This window comes from Pseudomonas sp. St316, from assembly GCF_018325905.1.
Classification (GTDB): domain Bacteria; phylum Pseudomonadota; class Gammaproteobacteria; order Pseudomonadales; family Pseudomonadaceae; genus Aquipseudomonas.
In genome coordinates, this window is the sequence record NZ_AP021901.1 from 4,500,114 (window position 1) to 4,515,079 (window position 14,966).

Consider the following 14,966-nt stretch of genomic DNA (forward strand, 5'->3'; position numbering starts at 1 on the left):
GCGATTTGGGGTTATTCACTATTCAGGCCCTCATCAGGCTTGGGTCTTGCCGGGTTGTATGGCCTTCGAAAGGACTGAACAGTCCCTGTCATCGTCTTCGGCCTTGTCCGGTCGGTGATGTGTTTTTCAATCGTTTCCTTCGTCAGTTGCTCAATCGGGATTCCAAGCTGAGCGGCAGCCTCACTTAGGAACTGGATGTCTTCCTCATCCGCGATTTGCCGCAACAGCAATTCGCAATTTCTTTCAGGCATAAAGCCTCCATTGAGGGCCTTCAGGCCATGTCTTGAGTACGGGTAAGCTCATCCCTCATCTGCTGGATCGCAGCCTTGAGAATTTCACGGGCGATGACGGCCTTCTGGGTGCCGTGGATCTTTGCCAGTGATCTCAGGTACTCGTCGTACTCATCGTTCAACCGAACCTTTGTTTCGTTGTGGTTCAAGTGTTTGCGGATCTCGTACATGTGTTGCTCCTTGCGGCTGATGAAATGGTTTAAGCGGCGGATTTTTGGGATGGGAACGGACGCTGCTCTTGTGCCGACAAGCTGCCGTCATCCTCGAGGGTCACGAACACATCACGGCCGACACGGATCGCTTTACTCAGGGCGCCCTGCGTGCAGCCAAGCATCTGGGCGGCCTTGGTATGGCCGTGTTCTTTGGCAAATTCGGTGAGTGGGATTCGGCGCATTGCGGCGTCCTCTGCGTAGATTTCGCCACAAGTATGACCGCCGGTATTGTTCATAGTCAATACCGGCGATATTGGTTAAGTAAATACCGTGGGTAATACCATCAGCAGATGAAAAAAGACTCCCGACGGCTTCCGTTATCCGAATGGCAGCTGCAAGACAGCGCCCGGTTGAAATCCCTGTTCCAAGCCAAGCGCGGGGAGCTGAAGCTCACGCAAGAAAAACTTGCCGCAGAGCTGGGTGATGGCGTTACCCAGGGCGCGGTCAGCCACTTCATGAACGGCCGCACTGCGCTGAGCGTGAATGCGGCAGTCGTCTTTGCGCGAGCTCTTGGCGTGCCGGTCTCAGAGATAAGCCCTACTCTGGCGGCTCAGATCGAAATAATGTCTCAGGCGCTCCCTGGGAAAGGTGCACAGCAGCCCACTGATGGGCGCACTCCCCCGCGTAGCTTCGACTTGAATGATGAGCCTGGATACACCGGCGTCATGCAGTTGACCGCGCGCGGCTCGGCTGGATCTGGGGACGACAACCCTCACGTAGAGATTCGTGGCGTCATGGCGTTTAAATCGTCCTGGCTGCGGGCGAACAATCTCAACCAGCGCCACCTGGACGTCATCTATGCGAGCGGCCACAGCATGGAGCCAACAATCAATGACGGCGACGTGTTGCTGGTGGATGAGTCCAAAATCGAGCCGAAGGACGGGCAAGTCTTTGCCATGCAGAGCGCCACCAAAGGCACGATCGTGAAGCGCCTGGTTAAGTCCGACATCGAAGGCTGGATCATCCGCAGCGACAACCCGGATAAGGCGCGTTACGGCGACGAGATCCTGCGCGACGGGGAGATAAACGAGGTTCGCATCATCGGGCGCGTGGTTTGGCGCGGCGGGATGCTGTAGGGGCCGAGGCCTCCGCTTTGAAGCATCCATACGTCTAAAAAACAACAATTAGCCTTCTAACGGAGTAGCATGGCCAGTCCAGACATTGAACCACCAGCTTCCTGGGCTGATGGCGTAGCTTCGATAATCGATGCTGTTACAAATCTCTATACCACTGTTGCTGATAAATCACCGTTTGTAGCCGATACTGTGGTGATATTGACGTTTCTGCTGCCGTTTTTTTGGCTGATTTGCAGATATCTGGGAATCAGTATGAGGGAGAAACAGGAAACTTTGCGTGTCAAAGATGCCAGGAAGGCCGCAAAGAAAGGCGCGAAGAAAATCGCAGGAGGACCTAAAACATGATCCACACCCTAATAGCGCTCGCTTCGGCGCTTCTCATAGTGGCGTATTGGATTGTTTGCCGACGCCGCTCACTTGTCCACAGGGAAAAGGCGGCGGATTTGCTGGTCGAGTACTTCAGCAGAAAAGGGGTTAGCGAAGAGGACAAAGACGCGGCAGAGTTTTTTTACCTGTTTGCCACTCGCTGGTTTTTTATGCCGCTCTTGACCGTAATGGCAATCCCAGTGATCTTGGGTAAAACTCTTTCTAAGCGCTCTACCATTGCAGAAGGCGGAAAGGACAAGGATCTCATCATTGATGAGATGCTTAAGATGTACATGTTCCGTAACCCTATCACTGGGGCGGTATGCTTCTTGGCTTTTTTTGTCATCGTTTCAGCTGCGATGTTGCTGGGCCTGTTTGCCAACAGGATGAGGGCTATCCCCACTCCATCAGCGGTTTACATGACCACCGCTTCTAAGGTTTACCACCATCCCCCGCGCAGACACGCGCACTGATCAACAGCCCGGCCCAGCGCCGGGCTTCTTGTATCTATCCTCTCCTCCCCACAGATGGTGGCTGTAAGCCACGAATGATAAAGTTCGGACTCAAAACGGGAGGGATCCAATGAAATCAAAAATAGCAATTCTTGTTCTGGGTGTTTGCCTGACTGGAACCGCGCTCGCAGCCAAGAAAGCCACCGAGCCAGCACCGTGGACCCGAGAGCCTGACAGCTTCATGGGCGTTAGCTTTAACAAGAAACTCGAATACTCCCTCCCGGCTTGCCCGAAGGTTTATGAGGCTCGCGGCGAAATGTGCAGAGAGGCGCCTTATCAAACCTATTACCGGATCCAGCATGGCCCAGAGATAGGCATCGGGTATCAGCTGGGAATCATGGCCTCCAACAGCGCTGTAGATTCTTTCTATCTGACTACCCACCCCGACCGCTTCGAAGACCTGGTAGCGATATTCGTCGAGAAGTACGGAAAGCCTTCCGAGCGCATTCCGCAGACGGTGAAGACGAAGGGCGGGGCCGAGTTCAAAGATGAATTGCTTGTGTGGAAGGGCAAGGCCGTAACGATCGTTATCAAGAAATACGACGGCGATATCAACACTACGTCGGCTTCCCTACAAAGCAACGCATCCGTTGAGCGCAACGCCAAGGAGAAAGATTCTGGCGTGACAAGCAGCGCCCGCAAGCTTTAACGAACGCCAAACACAACCGAGCCCGCCACTGAGCGGGCTTTTTTGTGCCTTTTGAAAAATACATGACCGGCGGTATTGACCTCATAGAATACCGGCGGTATTGTTCACTCCATCGAGACGCCACAGCGCCTCGCCAGGGCCTCAACAGACCCGCCGCTCTTTAACAGCTCAGGATCCTCGCCATCGACTACACCGGGTTTCAGCCGGTAAGTGCGAGCAACAAATAGTCGATGCCATGCCAGCTCTGGAACTGGCCGTGCTCACCAGATGTGAGTACGCGAAACCACGCAAGCCGATCTGCGAAGAACACCGGGTACGAAATGTGTGACGCAGGTTAGAGATATGAATCGGGCGATGCGCGTGGTGGAGATGAAACACCCACAGATTTACTGATGCCGCTTCGATGAGGCGGCATTGGAAATCAACGGAGGCAAGACGATGAGCAATTCAGTGTTTGAAGCGAGCGATGAGGTGGTTAACGAAGCTGCAGCAGCTTGCGCCCGGCGGCTCGCAAAGTGGTTCGGTGGCATCGAAGAGGCGATTGCAGCGCTTGAGGCCGATCCGATTGACCTGGCCGACCTCGCGCTTCGCGATCACGTCAAAGAGCGCCGGCAGATGACGATCAAGGCGCACATGAACATTCAGGTCTTCAGCCGGGATGTTCTCGAACAGGTTGCATGACGGTCTTTTCACTGATGCACCTGGTGACGGGTGCAGCGGGAAAACAACCGAGGGTCGAACATGAAAATCTTAGTAGGCGTGACAGTAGCAGTTTGGTTTCTGATGGCGTGGTTCACGCACCTGTTCGTGTGCTTCAAGGCTGCGAGCTGGGGCTTCCTGATTGCCGGGGCGATCTTCTTCCCGGTAGCGGTTGTGCATGGCACGGGCGCCTGGTTCGGAGCCTGGTAAAGATCAACCAGCGCCAACGACAGCCTGTCGCTGAAAGAATCCTGAGCGGGGATTAAGCCGCCTCCGCCACGGCCGTCGGACAACACGGTCTTTGTGGGCACTCCAAAGCAGTGTTCGTTTCGCTCCGTATGAGCGAAGGCTTAGCCAATGAACCAAATCAAGAACGCTGACAGTCGGAAGAGTACGACGGACAGCCGGGAGAGACTGGCCCGATCACCTCGAAAGAGGCCGCATCGGAGGTGACCTTCAGTCCCGAAAGGGTCTAAGTGCGCATTCCACGCCATCCGGCCACCCAGCCCACCAACATCCGGCCACCTATTCCACGCTCATCCGGCCGGGCAGTCGGAGCGCAGCGACGCAGGTTTGCATTGTTAGTCTGAAGTCTCTGTCGCCGTCAATTTCGTTGCGCGCCTGCGCATCGATTCGCCCTTCAGTTCGATCCGATAAGCGTTATGTACCAGCCGGTCGAGGATCGCATCGCCCAAGGTCGGATCGCCGATCAGTGCGTGCCATTTGTCCACCGGCATCTGGCTAGTCACCAGCGTCGAGCGGTTGCCGTAGCGGTCGTCCAGCAGTTCAAGCATGTCGCGCCGCTGAGCAGCGGTAAACGGCGCCAAGCCCCAGTCATCCAGGATCAGCAGGTCGGTCTTGGCGTAGCCGGCCATTAGCTTGGCGAAGCGGCCGTCGCCGTGTGCCAGGCCCAGTTCTTCCATCAAGCGCGGCAGGCGCAGATAGCGCACGCTGTAACCGTCGCGGCAAGCTTTATGAGCCAGCGCGCAGGCGAGCCAGGTTTTGCCTACGCCCGTCGGCCCGCCGATGATCAGGTTCAGGCCATCGCGCAGCCACTGACCGCTACCCAGTTGCAGGATCAGCGCCTTGTCCAGGCCACGAGGGCTGCGGTAATCGATGTCTTCCAGGCAGGCGTTATGGCGCAGTCGTGCGGCTTTGAGGCGAGTCGTCAGGCGGGCGTCTTCGCGCTCGGTCAGCTCGCGGTCGACCATCAGGCCGAGGCGTTCGTCGAAGCTGAGATCGTTGATGTCGGGCGTTGCGTGTTGTTCGCCAAGCGCCTTGATCATGCCGTGCAGGCGTAGGATTTGCAGCTTGTCGAGGGTCGGGTTAGGCAGCATGTTCGTGCTCCTTTTTCAGTCAGTGGTAGTAGCCAGGGCCGCGCAGATTGATATGTTCATCGGGCAGTAACGGCAGGTTTTGCTGGGCAAGAGGTAGCCGTTCCAGGCCTTGGCGCAGGATCGATTCGAGGCTCTTGTAACTGCATGCGCCTAGGGCCAGCGCACGTTGGCAAGCGGCTTCCAGCCGCTCTTCGCCGTGCTGTTTGCTCAAGCGCAGGATGCCCAGGCAGGCGCGGAAGCCATGCTGCGGATGGATTCGGCGTTCGAGGATGTAGGCGATGACACCGGCCGTATTCGGGCCCGTCTGCTCAGCCCAGCGGATCAGCCGCTGGGGCGTCCACTCGGCGTGTTCGCGGTGACTTTTGGGCATGTGCTCGGTGTGGGTAGTGTGGCGGCCTTTGTGCGGCGAGCGCAGATGGCTGGCCACGCGCTGGTTGGCGTGGAAGCACTCGACGGTCTGCGCGGTCAGGCGTACTTCGAGTTGGTGTTTCACCAGTTGGTACGGCACGGAGTAAAAATGGCCGTCGACTTCGACGTGGTAGTCGATGTGGACTCGCACCTTTTTCCATTCGGCGTAGACATATGGATGTTCTGGTAGCGGTTGCAGCGCGGGTTGGTCGATGGTCTCGAAGGCCGAGCGGCGTGAGCCGGGCAGTTTCTTGAAGGGCTTCTGATTGAGGCGATCCAGCAGCAACGCGATGGCTGTGTTGAGTTCGCCCAAGGAGAAGAACTGGCGGTTGCGCAGCACCGCCAGTATCCACCGCTCGACGACCTGTACGCCGACTTCAACCTTGGCTTTGTCCCTGGGTTTACGCGAGCGCGCGGGCAGCACGGCTACGCCGTAATGCTCGGCGAGATCGCGGTAACTGGGGTTGATATCCGGCTCGTAGCGATGCGCCTTGGTCACGCCACTGCGCAGATTGTCGGGCACCAGGATCTGTGCGGTGCCGCCGAAAAAAGCAAAACAGCGGGCGTGCGAGCCCAGCCAGTCGGGCAGTTTCTGCGACCAGGTCGCCTCGGCGAAGGTGTAGCTGGAGGCGCCGAGGACGGCGACGAATATCTGGGCCTGGCGGATCTCTCCGGTTCGCCGGTCGATGATCGGCACGGTCTGACCCGCGTAATCGACGAACAGCTTTTCGCCGGCGCGATGTTCCTGGCGCATGACCACGTCGACCTTGGCGGCCCAGAGCCGGTAGTGCTCGCAGAACCAGCTGTACTGGAAGCCTTGCGGGTGCGCCAGTCGATATTCTTGCCAAAGCAGGGCCAGGGTTACGCCGGGGCGGCGCAACTCTGCGTGGACATGAGTCCAGTCCGGCATCGGACGTTGATCGCTGGGGACGTCGGGTGGTGGCGGAAAAAGACGCTGCTGCAACTGCGCCTCGCTCGCCGCACACGGCCAAGTCAGCCCGCTGGCAGCAAAGCGATTGAGGTACTCACCGATAGTTGCGCGACCCACCTGCAAGCTGACAGCGATCTGGCGAGCAGATAGGCCGACCTCAAACTTGAGACGTAGCACTTCCTTAATTTTACGCATGGATAACCGCTCCACGACGACCTCTCTGCTTCGATAAAAGAGGTCGATGGTAGTGAATTAATCCTGCGTTGCTGCCTGCCTTGTGGGTGGCCGGATGGCCGTGGAATGGGTGGCCGGATCATCGTGGAATCAGTGGCCGGATGTTCATGGAATGGGTGGCCGGATGCCCGTGGAATCCGCAGTCTAAGGGCGTCGAGCTGTAAGGTAATGCCTCGCGGGCCGAAAGGCCGACATATGCGGCGAGGCGCGTAATCGAACTGTATGAACCCAGTTCGGGCGCAAGGCGGACCTGGCCACAGCACTGAAGATCACCTCCGATGCGGATGCACGCCCAGGCTGATGGGCAGGTTTGAAAACTAACAGTTCCGAGAGTGAGCGCTGACCGGCTAAGTACTATTTTATGCCCGCGCGGTACCGGCTCGTAATAACTGGCATTGCGGTAGCCGAAAGGCGTTGACCGCGGCATGACTCTCAACCCGGAGATCAGCACCGGGCATCTGCATCAACCAACCCAAACGGAGATCACCATGCTCCTACTGTTCCTGATCGGCGCAGCGCTCAGCCATGCGCGGCCAGAACCGCCACCTGATGACGGCCTGCCAGCCGGTCCACTGCGCTTCCATCGTGAGCGCTGGCGATGTACCGAGGGTCAGCGTTCGTTCTGGCGCGCGCTGCCCCGAACCAAATACTCGACCTGAAGCTGCATCTGATCGAAAAGGCCCTCCCGTCCAGTTGGGCCTTTTCACTTCTCGCTCCCACAGACCAACCGCTCTATTCCGGGCGCTGGCGACACGAAACCACCTACTTCGCTCCCGCAGCCGACACCACCCGAATGCACTCTCCTCCGCGCCCAACGGCAACCAGCGGAGCGGATGAGTGCATCCGAGTTTTGTTGGATCAACCACATGGAGCAAATCATGGCCGAGCAACGAGCGCCGTATCCACGGTCGGCGGACAACGATGATCAGATGAACCTGCCCGAGGGAAAGACCTGCGGCGACTGCGTGCACTGCCGCCGTTGCACGCTGATGTTCGGTCATATCCCGGCTGACGAGTCGTGCGACTGGAGCCCTTCGCGCTTTCGTGAAGCCATCCCCGCCACCGCCTAACCCCAAACACTGGAGGTCGCCATGAGCGACAAGAAATGCGAAGCCGATCATAGCTGGCGTCGTGTAAGCCAATGGCGCAGCGATCCGGGCGCCGTCAGTGGAACAGTTCACTACAGCTACCTGGAATGTCGGGTGTGTGGCGAAGAAGACCATAGCCATCCGAATCCAGAATCCTACGAATGTGCACCTAAAGACTAAAACCCGCCACCCTGGAGGCGACCATGAACCCAGCACTGAAAATCTGTCAGGAGCGTTTCGACGCTCAATTGCCGCCTCCAGTAATCGAGAGCCCTCGGGAAGAGGCTCGGGCGGAATGGATCTACAACGCGGTCGAGCAGCTTGTCCGGTTCGGCAGTGATGTTTCGTTCCAGCGCCGGATGCGCAAGCCGCAGGGCGTGACAGTGGCGCAACTGGCCCTGGCCGTGGATGAGCATGTGAACGGCCGCCTTGCGGACTGCGAGGTTCGCTCCCCCGCCCTGGGCAATCTGCTCATGTCCCTGGCAGGCCGACCCGATCAAAACGCCGTGGCCGAGCTACTGGGCCCCAGCGATCACCCCTTCGGCAAGATCGGCGAGATCGCCCAGGCCCTGCTTGAGCCGTTGGCCGATGACGCCCTGATCGCCAAGGCCGAGGACAACGAACTGTGAGCCCACACATCCTGATCGACGAAGCGCTGGAAAGCCTGGAGCACCCAGACAGCCCAGAAGGTGCTTCGAAGGTGGTCCTGCACATGATCACAAAAATGATGGAAGGCGAAGTCATCACAGTTGAAGAGTTCAACCACTACTGCAAGCGCCTCCTGAAGATCACCAGGCAGCGCAAGGAGGCTTCATGAGCACTGCACCGGTTAAATCCCTGATCGACGAGCAGATGGACGACATCGAGCGCCGCATCGCCATCCTCGGCTTCGGCCTGCCGTTCAACGAAGTGATTGGCCGCAAGCGTGAGGACCTGGTGAAGGATCTTCCACAGCGCCTTGCGGTGACCATGAAGGGCGGCCGCATTGCCGCGAGGGTTCGACCATGATCATTGATTGGAGCAAGGCCCCTGAATGGGCGACGGAGCTAGCAGTAAACCCTTACAACGAGAAAGCATGGCTCGCCGAGGAAGGCTACAGCTATCTGATCGGAAATGGTGGTGTCGTGCCGTGGTCGTACGAAACAGCCTTTGCTCGCACAGCCTTTAAGAGTATCGAGGTTCGGCCTGCGCCCTGGACCGGCGAAGGCCTGCCGCCTGTTGGCCTGGAGGTCGAGTGTACATTCGATTACTGGGGGTACTGGCTGAAAGGCAAAGTGCTCTACTACGGAAAGAAGATGATCTTCATGGAGCAAGAGAGCCCGAAAGGCAGCTTCGAAGGATCGATGATGCCCGATGGAATAAAGTTCCGCCCCATCCGCACGCCCGAGCAGATCGCCGAAGAGACGCGTATTGCTGAGCTCAATCTGATGATTGGCGCCATCAAGGATTACCCTGGCGGCAGGCATGGTGTTGATCACCTGACCCAACTCAAGATTCATGAAGAAGTCTGCATCAATCTGTACGACGCGGGCTGGCGCAAGCAGGTGACGCCATGAAAACCATCACCTGGATCCTCACCGCCGCCCTGCTCGTGACCATGCTGGCCTACACCGTCGTGAAGGAACGCCGGGGTTCCTGCGAGGTGCAGCAACTGTCGCAGGTGCTGAAATGAGCACGCAACGTCAGCGCCTTCGCCGCCTGTACACCTGGCGCGGCTCAGCCATCGTCCTTCTCTTGTGTACCGCCTGGATGTTCGCCAGCGCCTACGCCGGTCACATCACCCAATAACCCAGCTCTTCAAACGCTGCGCACGTCGCGGCCAAGGAATCCCCGTGTCTGCACAAAAACATACGCCCGCCCCGTGGACCGTTCGCGAGGTATCGCATTCCAACGTACCTGGGCAGCGCGCGTTCGCTATCGACTTCAACAAAGACCAGGAACAGGTAGTTGATTGGGTCTACGAAGAGGCTGACGCCAAACTGATCGCGGCATCGCCTTGCCTCCTGGCCGACCTGGTCATCGCTGCCGAAACTCTTCGGCGTTACGAAGCTCTGCACCGCGCCAAGGACACCGCCGAAAGCATGGCGAAGGCCGAGGTTAATGCGGGGCTTGCCTCCCGCTTCGAGCAGACCATCGCCAAAGCCACCCAATAACCCCCTTCACAGCGCCCCTCTCCGGTGGCGCGGAGAACAGTCATGTCCAACACACGGATTTGGGATCAGGTCGACGTAACTGATCCAAGCGCAACCAAGAATTTCACCGGAATGGGGGGCTTTAAAGGGACAGCAATCAAGCCGACCTACCTGATGCATAAGGCTACCGAGGTGTTCGGTCCTTGCGGCGAAGGCTGGGGCTGGACTGTGCTTGAGGAGCGTTTCGACGAGGGCGGTCCGCTCCAGGCCCCCACCAAAGAATGGCCTGATGCGCCGCGCATCAACGCCAAGCTCCATACCCTGAAGCTTGAGCTCTGGTATCTGGGGAAAGACGGCCAGAAATGTACCGTCCAGCACTACGGTCACACCCCATTCGTCCATTTGCAGCAAGGCAAGATCGTCACAGACTGGGAGGCTGCCAAGAAGTCGCTCACCGACGCCATGGGCAAGTGTCTACAGCCTCTCGGGTTCTCGGCAGACATTCACATGGGGTTATTCGATGACGCAGCCTACGTTGAGACGGTGCGCGATGAAGTGGCTATTTCCAAGGCTGAGGACAGGGTTGCCGAAGAGGAGCGGCAGAAACAGGAGCGCCTGGACTATATCAAGTCGGTCGTCGACACCATGCGCAGCGCCAAGTCAGCACATGAGGTCAAGAAGATCCATGACCATGCCGTCCGCATCCTGGCAGCCCGCAAGGATACCGGCGCGGTCCAGCGCATCAATAAAGAGCTGCACGACCTCTCTCCTAAATTCGATCAGGAGTCAGCAGCATGACCACCCTCTACACGATCACCGAGCAATTCAAAGAGCTGGCAGCACTGGCCGAGACCGCCGACGAAGACCTGGCTGTCGCCCTGCGCGACACTATGGAGGGGATTGAGGGTGAGTTCCAGGAGAAGGGCAAAGCGATCGCCATGGTCACGCTGAACATCGATGGCGATCTTGAGGCTATCCAGACTCAAATTGATCGGCTCGAAGAGCGCAAGCGGATCATCAATAACCGCAAGGAAAGCCTCAAGGATTACTTGCGCACGAACATGGAAGCGGCGGGCATAACCAAGATCACCCACCCACTCTTCACCATCACCTGTGGTAAGGGCCGCTCTGTTGTGGTGATCGACGATGAAAAGGCGTTGCCTGACGAATTCGTCAACGTGAAGGTAACCAGCGCGCCGGATAAGGCGATGATCGCCAAGGCCATCAAGGATGGTCAGCAAGTTCCAGGCGCCCATACCGAGATCGGCAAAAGCTCGATCACTATCAAGTGAGGCCCCGATGATCAGCAACCACCTCAGCCTGGTCGAGCATCATCGGCCACAAGCGGATCGCATTTCCGAGAAGATCGCCCAGTTCTTGGCGGCCGGCGGCCAGATTGACGAACTGCCCAGCCCGCCGCGCAATCCCATCCCGCCGGCCCGCTCAACCCGGATAGACCCTGAAACGGTCCTCAAGCGCAAACCGCGCAAGCTGACCCTGGCCGAGCGCCGGGCGCTGCGCAAGATGGCGGACTCGCTATGAAGTCGAAACGCAAACCTAACAACGGTTTCGCCCGAGCTGAACGCAGTTGCCGGGCGTTGCTGCGCACCAACCACGTCGCGGTCGTGAACATCGATCCAAGCGGCATCCAGATCATGGCGAACTGGAAAAGCTGCCGACAGATCCGCAGCCTGGCAATCGCCAACGCCCTGTTCGACTTCGCGTACCGCTGGACGATCTACCTCAGCGCCATGTGTCGGGACGAACGCGGCGTTGAGTACGTCAAGTCGGTGGAGATCTCGCCGGAAGGCATCTACAAGGTGGAGCGCCTGACGGATGCCATCGAGCATTACTACCTGGTTCTGCGCAACAGCGCGAACCCGAACCATCTGGTTGCCTCGGGGTGGATTGCCGTTCCTGCTGAGGTCGTGCTCGAAGAGGCCCAAGCCGCGAAGCTGTTCTACGCCGCAGGCGCCTGGCACCAGGTGAAGGTAGCAGCGTGAGACGTTTCCGCGCCCAACAACGCAAACGACAGACCTGGCTGGACTTGCCGGCCAGTGGAATTGAAGAGGTAGGCCATGGCCAAGACAGTGCAGGAACGATCGGCCAAGGCTGCGCAGAAGCGCCTGGCGGTCGCCGAGAAGGAGTTGCGACACAAGGTCAGGCCAGGTATCGAACAGGCCATGGAGCGCATACGGCTTCGAGGCCAGGTGCCGATCATCAGCGAGGTCTTGCAGATCGCCATCATGAAGATGGACCTGATGGGCGACGACGAGTTGATCGAGTTCTTGAGGTATCCGCGCCACGAAATCGTTATTAGCGAAAACGTTGCGCGAGAGTTTTACAATCAAAGCTTGGCCGAACTGAAGCGGGATCCAGGCGATGAGCAAGAAGCTCCCTCAAACCTCTGCGAAAATCAATGAGCCACTGGCTAAGCAATAAAGAGGACTTGGGCCGCCTCCCGCTCTTTCGTTGAAGTTGTTTATGCATTTCTTGACGTCTTCAAGAGCTTTGCTCGCGAGCTCGACGTTAACAAAGCCCTCCCATTCAACCGAACCATAGGCATCTGAGGTGCGAGGTTCGGCGGTAGTGACCTCCTCAAACTCAATCGAAGCGGTGCGCCCATGGGCCATCAAGTTCCGAAACCGGAGCGCCCTTGCCGCCCATGGAAGATCGTTTTCGATGCCAGCTCCAGGTATCCCGAGGGTTTTACGAATGTGTTTGTATTTTGCCCAGATTGAATCCTTTCCCTTTGGGAGAAGCTCAATATCGAGCTCGTCCCCCTCAAGCAAATGATTGCAATAGGCTTCAAGGGTGAATGCTGCAAGAACGAGGGCGTTAATGATTTCGTAGTACGAGCCTTCCTCATCGCGCTTTGCCCGATCAAGGCTTCTGCTAGCGCCAGCATACAAAAAGGCAAATGTGTATACGGTACGTTTCCCACTTGCTCGGCCAACCATATGCACCTCGAATCTTAGTAAACAACAATCAAACATCAACCCAAACCAAATTGCCACCACCGGTCACGGAGGGGCTTTACTCGACTTTGATCTTCATGTTTGGCTCAGATTCCATCGTCGGGCGGCGCAGCTCTGGATCGTTTGCATCAAGGCAGCGGAATTGCACTTCGGCGTTGGCGTATCGGCCATAACCCGAATCGCGAGACGCCTCTTTCACTGGCATCAGCTGCTTTCCTTTGCTCTCGCAGAAAGCATTCGCCTCTTGGTACAGCTCAGCTTTCACAGCCGCGCCGCCGAAGGTGGTGAAGCTGCCGTCCTTCGCGACCATGTAAGTATCGCGCCCCATCGGCACAACGCCAGGGCCTGAACAGCCAGCAACAAGCAGAGCAATCGTTGGAACCAGTAAATGCCGCATCGGCAACGCTCCATGCGTGATGGTGAGAAATAGGGCCATCACTCTGCCACACACCCAAAAACTCAGCCACCCACCGGTCACGGAAGGCGGCGCCTGCATTGGAGAACACCATGAGCCACAACTGCGCATACGTTCGGCAGCACTATCAGGTGCCCGCCGAAGTAGGCCGCCGCGTCATCGCCTACGGCAAGCCCGGCGTCATCTTGGCGGATCGCGGGCACTACATAGGCGTGGTGCTGGACGAAGACCCAAAGAAGCGGATCAGCAACTACCACCCAACCCATGAAATGCAGTACGGCGATATGGCCCAGACGCTTCCACTGAAGAAGTGGGTGGTGCTCCCCTTCAATTTTGACTGGGACGAACTGAGCTGGAATCGCGATGCGCAGGGCTACCTGACAGAGGTATGGGCAGCCACTCGTAGCCAGGCGAAATACCTGGCGTACCGAGAGCTTGAAGATTTCTGCGACGGGGCCAAAGCTATGTGCTTCTTCAAGGTTCGCCGCGCCTGAACCGCCCTCACCTATTGCGACGAGCTTTTTACTATCTCGTTAATCAGATCCCAGGCATGCGTACGTGCGGCCTGGCGCGCCTTATCGATTGACTCAAACAACTCTTCGCTTGAAGCGACCTTCGGAGCGGCGCCATCTTTACCATGAATTTTCAGTTCATATGTGAACCCGTTCTGATGCTCCTGTAAAAAAATGACGAATTCATGGTCCTGACTTTCATCGACAAACGTTTTGGCCTCAAGCATCAAACTTTCCTCTCTCCGGCCCCATGCCGGGCCATCAACCAATAGCCCACAAACCCACATCACGCCACCCTGGCGAGGATCAACTATGTCCGCACAGCATGTCGACGAGAAGAAACTCGAGCGAGCGATCCGCAAGATCAAGCACTGCCTGGCACTGGCCCAGAGCGCCAACGAGAACGAAGCCGCCACGGCGCTACGGCAAGCACAGGCATTGATGCGCGAGTACCGACTGACCGAAATGGATGTGAAGTTGAGCGACGTCGGTGAAGTAGAGTCATCCCTCTTCCGTGCCAAGCGTCGTCCGGCATGGGATCAGCAGCTGAGCATCGCCGTGGCGCAAGCATTCAGCTGCACGACGCTGCGGCGAAGGAAGTGGAGTAGCGCGAAAGGCCAGGTCGTTGAGTGCGCGCTATTCGTCGGCGTGTCTCCCGCTCAGAACATCGCCCTTTACGCATATGAAACGCTGCACACTAAGCTCACCCATGCGCGCAAGGAGTACTGCTCAGCAGTCAGGTCTGGCGTTCATCGCAGTCGGTACTCGCCCGAAACTGCTGGCGATCACTTCGCACTGGCCTGGGTCTGGGAGGTTCAATCGAAGCTGAAAACTCTTGTGCCTCAAGATGACGATGATCCGCTTGGAAATCCTGCCAGCGGCAAAGGTCTGGTCGCGATCCAGGCGCAGGACAAGGCGTTGATCTGTGAGTACCTCGCCACCCAAGACATCAAAGAATCGCGGAAAAGCAAGGGTGTCGAACTGGACATGAACGCCCAAATTGCCGGCATGCTTGCCGGTAGCAAGGTCGAACTCCACGCCGGCATTGCGCGCGGCGGCGATGACACTCTCGCCCTATCCGCAACCGCCTGACTACAGCCCGCGACTGGCAATCGCTGAAGGATCCC

At 57.8% G+C, this 14,966-nt stretch carries 29 protein-coding genes; 21 read left to right on the top strand and 8 right to left on the bottom strand.

Going from position 1 to position 14,966, the window contains the following annotated elements; genetic code table 11:
- Positions 1 to 11 precede the first annotated feature (11 nt).
- The 3 genes from KI237_RS19905 to KI237_RS19915 are packed head-to-tail and all read right to left on the bottom strand — an operon-like array spanning position 12 to position 738.
- A complete protein-coding gene (locus tag KI237_RS19905; RefSeq protein WP_212796711.1) occupies positions 12 to 251 on the bottom strand; it encodes a hypothetical protein in 240 nt (79 codons plus the stop codon).
- Between the two features lie 20 nt (positions 252 to 271).
- Positions 272 to 460 carry a hypothetical protein gene (locus KI237_RS19910; RefSeq protein WP_212796712.1) on the bottom strand — a complete coding sequence of 63 codons (189 nt, stop codon included), beginning with the start codon at positions 458 to 460 and terminating at the stop codon, positions 272 to 274.
- Between the two features lie 29 nt (positions 461 to 489).
- Positions 490 to 738, bottom strand: coding sequence for a Cro/CI family transcriptional regulator (locus KI237_RS19915; protein ID WP_502937056.1), 249 nt, complete (start codon positions 736 to 738; stop codon positions 490 to 492).
- Between the two features lie 54 nt (positions 739 to 792).
- On the opposite strand from KI237_RS19915, the gene KI237_RS19920 reads away from it, so the two are divergent.
- The 6 genes from KI237_RS19920 to KI237_RS19945 all read left to right on the top strand — a co-directional run bounded on the left by KI237_RS19920 (position 793) and on the right by KI237_RS19945 (position 4,014).
- Positions 793 to 1,578 (top strand): LexA family transcriptional regulator, encoded by a 786-nt coding sequence (locus KI237_RS19920; RefSeq protein WP_212796713.1) that lies wholly within the window; start codon positions 793 to 795, stop codon positions 1,576 to 1,578.
- A gap of 69 nt (positions 1,579 to 1,647) precedes the next feature.
- A complete protein-coding gene (locus tag KI237_RS19925; RefSeq protein ID WP_212796714.1) occupies positions 1,648 to 1,923 on the top strand; it encodes a hypothetical protein in 276 nt (91 codons plus the stop codon).
- Complete coding sequence (locus KI237_RS19930) at positions 1,920 to 2,417, top strand: hypothetical protein (protein ID WP_212796715.1); 498 nt, start codon at positions 1,920 to 1,922, stop codon at positions 2,415 to 2,417. Before KI237_RS19925 ends, KI237_RS19930 begins: the two co-directional genes overlap by 4 nt.
- Before the next feature lie 109 nt (positions 2,418 to 2,526).
- A complete protein-coding gene (locus KI237_RS19935) occupies positions 2,527 to 3,105 on the top strand; it encodes a hypothetical protein (RefSeq protein WP_212796716.1) in 579 nt (192 codons plus the stop codon).
- Between the two features lie 438 nt (positions 3,106 to 3,543).
- Positions 3,544 to 3,786 (top strand): hypothetical protein, encoded by a 243-nt coding sequence (locus KI237_RS19940; protein WP_212796717.1) that lies wholly within the window; start codon positions 3,544 to 3,546, stop codon positions 3,784 to 3,786.
- 60 nt (positions 3,787 to 3,846) lie between these two features.
- The gene (locus tag KI237_RS19945) at positions 3,847 to 4,014 is read left to right on the top strand and encodes a hypothetical protein (protein WP_212796718.1); all 168 of its coding nucleotides are present in this window, start codon (positions 3,847 to 3,849) and stop codon (positions 4,012 to 4,014) included.
- A gap of 371 nt (positions 4,015 to 4,385) precedes the next feature.
- Here the strand turns inward: KI237_RS19945 and istB are convergent, their stop codons facing one another.
- A complete protein-coding gene (gene istB, locus KI237_RS19950) occupies positions 4,386 to 5,141 on the bottom strand; it encodes an IS21-like element ISPsy14 family helper ATPase IstB (RefSeq protein ID WP_057711072.1) in 756 nt (251 codons plus the stop codon).
- Between the two features lie 19 nt (positions 5,142 to 5,160).
- Positions 5,161 to 6,675 carry an IS21 family transposase gene (istA, locus tag KI237_RS19955; RefSeq protein WP_102617438.1) on the bottom strand — a complete coding sequence of 505 codons (1,515 nt, stop codon included), beginning with the start codon at positions 6,673 to 6,675 and terminating at the stop codon, positions 5,161 to 5,163.
- 464 nt (positions 6,676 to 7,139) lie between these two features.
- Here istA and KI237_RS19960 point away from each other — a divergent pair, with 464 nt between their 5' ends.
- The 13 genes from KI237_RS19960 (at position 7,140) to KI237_RS20020 (ending at position 12,357) form a co-directional block, all read left to right on the top strand.
- Entirely contained in the window at positions 7,140 to 7,373 is a 234-nt protein-coding gene (locus tag KI237_RS19960) for a hypothetical protein (RefSeq protein ID WP_212796719.1), read from the top strand.
- A gap of 219 nt (positions 7,374 to 7,592) precedes the next feature.
- Positions 7,593 to 7,784 (top strand): hypothetical protein, encoded by a 192-nt coding sequence (locus KI237_RS19965; protein ID WP_249410647.1) that lies wholly within the window; start codon positions 7,593 to 7,595, stop codon positions 7,782 to 7,784.
- Positions 7,785 to 7,805: 21 nt separating this feature from the next.
- On the top strand, positions 7,806 to 7,982 hold the full coding sequence (locus KI237_RS19970) for a hypothetical protein (RefSeq protein ID WP_212796720.1): 177 nt from the start codon (positions 7,806 to 7,808) through the stop codon (positions 7,980 to 7,982).
- A 23-nt stretch (positions 7,983 to 8,005) separates the two neighbouring features.
- The gene (locus KI237_RS19975) at positions 8,006 to 8,431 is read left to right on the top strand and encodes a hypothetical protein (RefSeq protein ID WP_212796721.1); all 426 of its coding nucleotides are present in this window, start codon (positions 8,006 to 8,008) and stop codon (positions 8,429 to 8,431) included.
- Positions 8,428 to 8,619, top strand: coding sequence for a hypothetical protein (locus tag KI237_RS19980; protein ID WP_212796722.1), 192 nt, complete (start codon positions 8,428 to 8,430; stop codon positions 8,617 to 8,619). Before KI237_RS19975 ends, KI237_RS19980 begins: the two co-directional genes overlap by 4 nt.
- Positions 8,616 to 8,810, top strand: a complete 195-nt coding sequence (locus KI237_RS19985; protein ID WP_212796723.1) for a hypothetical protein — start codon at positions 8,616 to 8,618, stop codon at positions 8,808 to 8,810. Before KI237_RS19980 ends, KI237_RS19985 begins: the two co-directional genes overlap by 4 nt.
- Positions 8,807 to 9,358, top strand: a complete 552-nt coding sequence (locus tag KI237_RS19990) for a hypothetical protein (protein WP_212796724.1) — start codon at positions 8,807 to 8,809, stop codon at positions 9,356 to 9,358. The genes KI237_RS19985 and KI237_RS19990 overlap by 4 nt, the downstream gene beginning before the upstream one ends.
- A gap of 276 nt (positions 9,359 to 9,634) precedes the next feature.
- Positions 9,635 to 9,955 (top strand): XkdD/Y8K6 family phage-associated protein, encoded by a 321-nt coding sequence (locus KI237_RS19995; RefSeq protein ID WP_212796725.1) that lies wholly within the window; start codon positions 9,635 to 9,637, stop codon positions 9,953 to 9,955.
- Between the two features lie 42 nt (positions 9,956 to 9,997).
- Positions 9,998 to 10,732, top strand: coding sequence for a hypothetical protein (locus KI237_RS20000; protein ID WP_212796726.1), 735 nt, complete (start codon positions 9,998 to 10,000; stop codon positions 10,730 to 10,732).
- Positions 10,729 to 11,226, top strand: coding sequence for a siphovirus Gp157 family protein (locus KI237_RS20005; protein WP_212796727.1), 498 nt, complete (start codon positions 10,729 to 10,731; stop codon positions 11,224 to 11,226). The genes KI237_RS20000 and KI237_RS20005 overlap by 4 nt, the downstream gene beginning before the upstream one ends.
- Positions 11,227 to 11,233: 7 nt before the next feature.
- On the top strand, positions 11,234 to 11,476 hold the full coding sequence (locus KI237_RS20010) for a hypothetical protein (protein WP_212796728.1): 243 nt from the start codon (positions 11,234 to 11,236) through the stop codon (positions 11,474 to 11,476).
- Positions 11,473 to 11,937, top strand: coding sequence for a hypothetical protein (locus tag KI237_RS20015; protein WP_212796729.1), 465 nt, complete (start codon positions 11,473 to 11,475; stop codon positions 11,935 to 11,937). Before KI237_RS20010 ends, KI237_RS20015 begins: the two co-directional genes overlap by 4 nt.
- A gap of 75 nt (positions 11,938 to 12,012) precedes the next feature.
- Positions 12,013 to 12,357, top strand: a complete 345-nt coding sequence (locus tag KI237_RS20020; RefSeq protein ID WP_212796730.1) for a hypothetical protein — start codon at positions 12,013 to 12,015, stop codon at positions 12,355 to 12,357.
- On the opposite strand, the gene KI237_RS20025 is transcribed toward KI237_RS20020, so the two are convergent.
- Complete coding sequence (locus KI237_RS20025; protein ID WP_212796731.1) at positions 12,334 to 12,894, bottom strand: hypothetical protein; 561 nt, start codon at positions 12,892 to 12,894, stop codon at positions 12,334 to 12,336. The genes KI237_RS20020 and KI237_RS20025 overlap by 24 nt on opposite strands.
- A 76-nt stretch (positions 12,895 to 12,970) precedes the next feature.
- The gene (locus KI237_RS20030) at positions 12,971 to 13,309 is read right to left on the bottom strand and encodes a hypothetical protein (RefSeq protein ID WP_212796732.1); all 339 of its coding nucleotides are present in this window, start codon (positions 13,307 to 13,309) and stop codon (positions 12,971 to 12,973) included.
- Positions 13,310 to 13,419: 110 nt separating this feature from the next.
- On the opposite strand from KI237_RS20030, the gene KI237_RS20035 reads away from it, so the two are divergent.
- On the top strand, positions 13,420 to 13,821 hold the full coding sequence (locus KI237_RS20035) for a hypothetical protein (protein WP_212796733.1): 402 nt from the start codon (positions 13,420 to 13,422) through the stop codon (positions 13,819 to 13,821).
- A gap of 11 nt (positions 13,822 to 13,832) precedes the next feature.
- Here the strand turns inward: KI237_RS20035 and KI237_RS20040 are convergent, their stop codons facing one another.
- On the bottom strand, positions 13,833 to 14,066 hold the full coding sequence (locus KI237_RS20040; RefSeq protein ID WP_212796734.1) for a hypothetical protein: 234 nt from the start codon (positions 14,064 to 14,066) through the stop codon (positions 13,833 to 13,835).
- A gap of 85 nt (positions 14,067 to 14,151) precedes the next feature.
- Here KI237_RS20040 and KI237_RS20045 point away from each other — a divergent pair, with 85 nt between their 5' ends.
- The gene (locus KI237_RS20045) at positions 14,152 to 14,931 is read left to right on the top strand and encodes a DUF2786 domain-containing protein (RefSeq protein ID WP_212796735.1); all 780 of its coding nucleotides are present in this window, start codon (positions 14,152 to 14,154) and stop codon (positions 14,929 to 14,931) included.
- Positions 14,932 to 14,966 lie beyond the last annotated feature (35 nt).

Bases quoted from the DNA above. Each gene is read 5' to 3' on its own strand.
- KI237_RS19990 (WP_212796724.1), top strand. From the start codon at position 8,807: ATGATCATTGATTGGAGCAAGGCCCCTGAATGGGCGACGGAGCTAGCA.
- KI237_RS20030 (WP_212796732.1), bottom strand. From the start codon at position 13,309: ATGCGGCATTTACTGGTTCCAACGATTGCTCTGCTTGTTGCTGGCTGT.
- KI237_RS20035 (WP_212796733.1), top strand. From the start codon at position 13,420: ATGAGCCACAACTGCGCATACGTTCGGCAGCACTATCAGGTGCCCGCC.
- KI237_RS19935 (WP_212796716.1), top strand. From the start codon at position 2,527: ATGAAATCAAAAATAGCAATTCTTGTTCTGGGTGTTTGCCTGACTGGA.
- KI237_RS19905 (WP_212796711.1), bottom strand. From the start codon at position 251: ATGCCTGAAAGAAATTGCGAATTGCTGTTGCGGCAAATCGCGGATGAG.
- KI237_RS19975 (WP_212796721.1), top strand. From the start codon at position 8,006: ATGAACCCAGCACTGAAAATCTGTCAGGAGCGTTTCGACGCTCAATTG.
- KI237_RS19915 (WP_502937056.1), bottom strand. From the start codon at position 738: ATGAACAATACCGGCGGTCATACTTGTGGCGAAATCTACGCAGAGGAC.
- KI237_RS19945 (WP_212796718.1), top strand. From the start codon at position 3,847: ATGAAAATCTTAGTAGGCGTGACAGTAGCAGTTTGGTTTCTGATGGCG.
- KI237_RS19985 (WP_212796723.1), top strand. From the start codon at position 8,616: ATGAGCACTGCACCGGTTAAATCCCTGATCGACGAGCAGATGGACGAC.
- KI237_RS20040 (WP_212796734.1), bottom strand. From the start codon at position 14,066: ATGCTTGAGGCCAAAACGTTTGTCGATGAAAGTCAGGACCATGAATTC.
- istA (WP_102617438.1), bottom strand. From the start codon at position 6,675: ATGCGTAAAATTAAGGAAGTGCTACGTCTCAAGTTTGAGGTCGGCCTA.
- KI237_RS19925 (WP_212796714.1), top strand. From the start codon at position 1,648: ATGGCCAGTCCAGACATTGAACCACCAGCTTCCTGGGCTGATGGCGTA.
- KI237_RS20045 (WP_212796735.1), top strand. From the start codon at position 14,152: ATGTCCGCACAGCATGTCGACGAGAAGAAACTCGAGCGAGCGATCCGC.
- KI237_RS20010 (WP_212796728.1), top strand. From the start codon at position 11,234: ATGATCAGCAACCACCTCAGCCTGGTCGAGCATCATCGGCCACAAGCG.
- istB (WP_057711072.1), bottom strand. From the start codon at position 5,141: ATGCTGCCTAACCCGACCCTCGACAAGCTGCAAATCCTACGCCTGCAC.
- KI237_RS19965 (WP_249410647.1), top strand. From the start codon at position 7,593: ATGGCCGAGCAACGAGCGCCGTATCCACGGTCGGCGGACAACGATGAT.
- KI237_RS20020 (WP_212796730.1), top strand. From the start codon at position 12,013: ATGGCCAAGACAGTGCAGGAACGATCGGCCAAGGCTGCGCAGAAGCGC.
- KI237_RS19970 (WP_212796720.1), top strand. From the start codon at position 7,806: ATGAGCGACAAGAAATGCGAAGCCGATCATAGCTGGCGTCGTGTAAGC.
- KI237_RS19960 (WP_212796719.1), top strand. From the start codon at position 7,140: ATGACTCTCAACCCGGAGATCAGCACCGGGCATCTGCATCAACCAACC.
- KI237_RS20000 (WP_212796726.1), top strand. From the start codon at position 9,998: ATGTCCAACACACGGATTTGGGATCAGGTCGACGTAACTGATCCAAGC.
- KI237_RS20005 (WP_212796727.1), top strand. From the start codon at position 10,729: ATGACCACCCTCTACACGATCACCGAGCAATTCAAAGAGCTGGCAGCA.
- KI237_RS20015 (WP_212796729.1), top strand. From the start codon at position 11,473: ATGAAGTCGAAACGCAAACCTAACAACGGTTTCGCCCGAGCTGAACGC.
- KI237_RS19940 (WP_212796717.1), top strand. From the start codon at position 3,544: ATGAGCAATTCAGTGTTTGAAGCGAGCGATGAGGTGGTTAACGAAGCT.
- KI237_RS19920 (WP_212796713.1), top strand. From the start codon at position 793: ATGAAAAAAGACTCCCGACGGCTTCCGTTATCCGAATGGCAGCTGCAA.
- KI237_RS19930 (WP_212796715.1), top strand. From the start codon at position 1,920: ATGATCCACACCCTAATAGCGCTCGCTTCGGCGCTTCTCATAGTGGCG.
- KI237_RS19910 (WP_212796712.1), bottom strand. From the start codon at position 460: ATGTACGAGATCCGCAAACACTTGAACCACAACGAAACAAAGGTTCGG.
- KI237_RS20025 (WP_212796731.1), bottom strand. From the start codon at position 12,894: ATGGTTGGCCGAGCAAGTGGGAAACGTACCGTATACACATTTGCCTTT.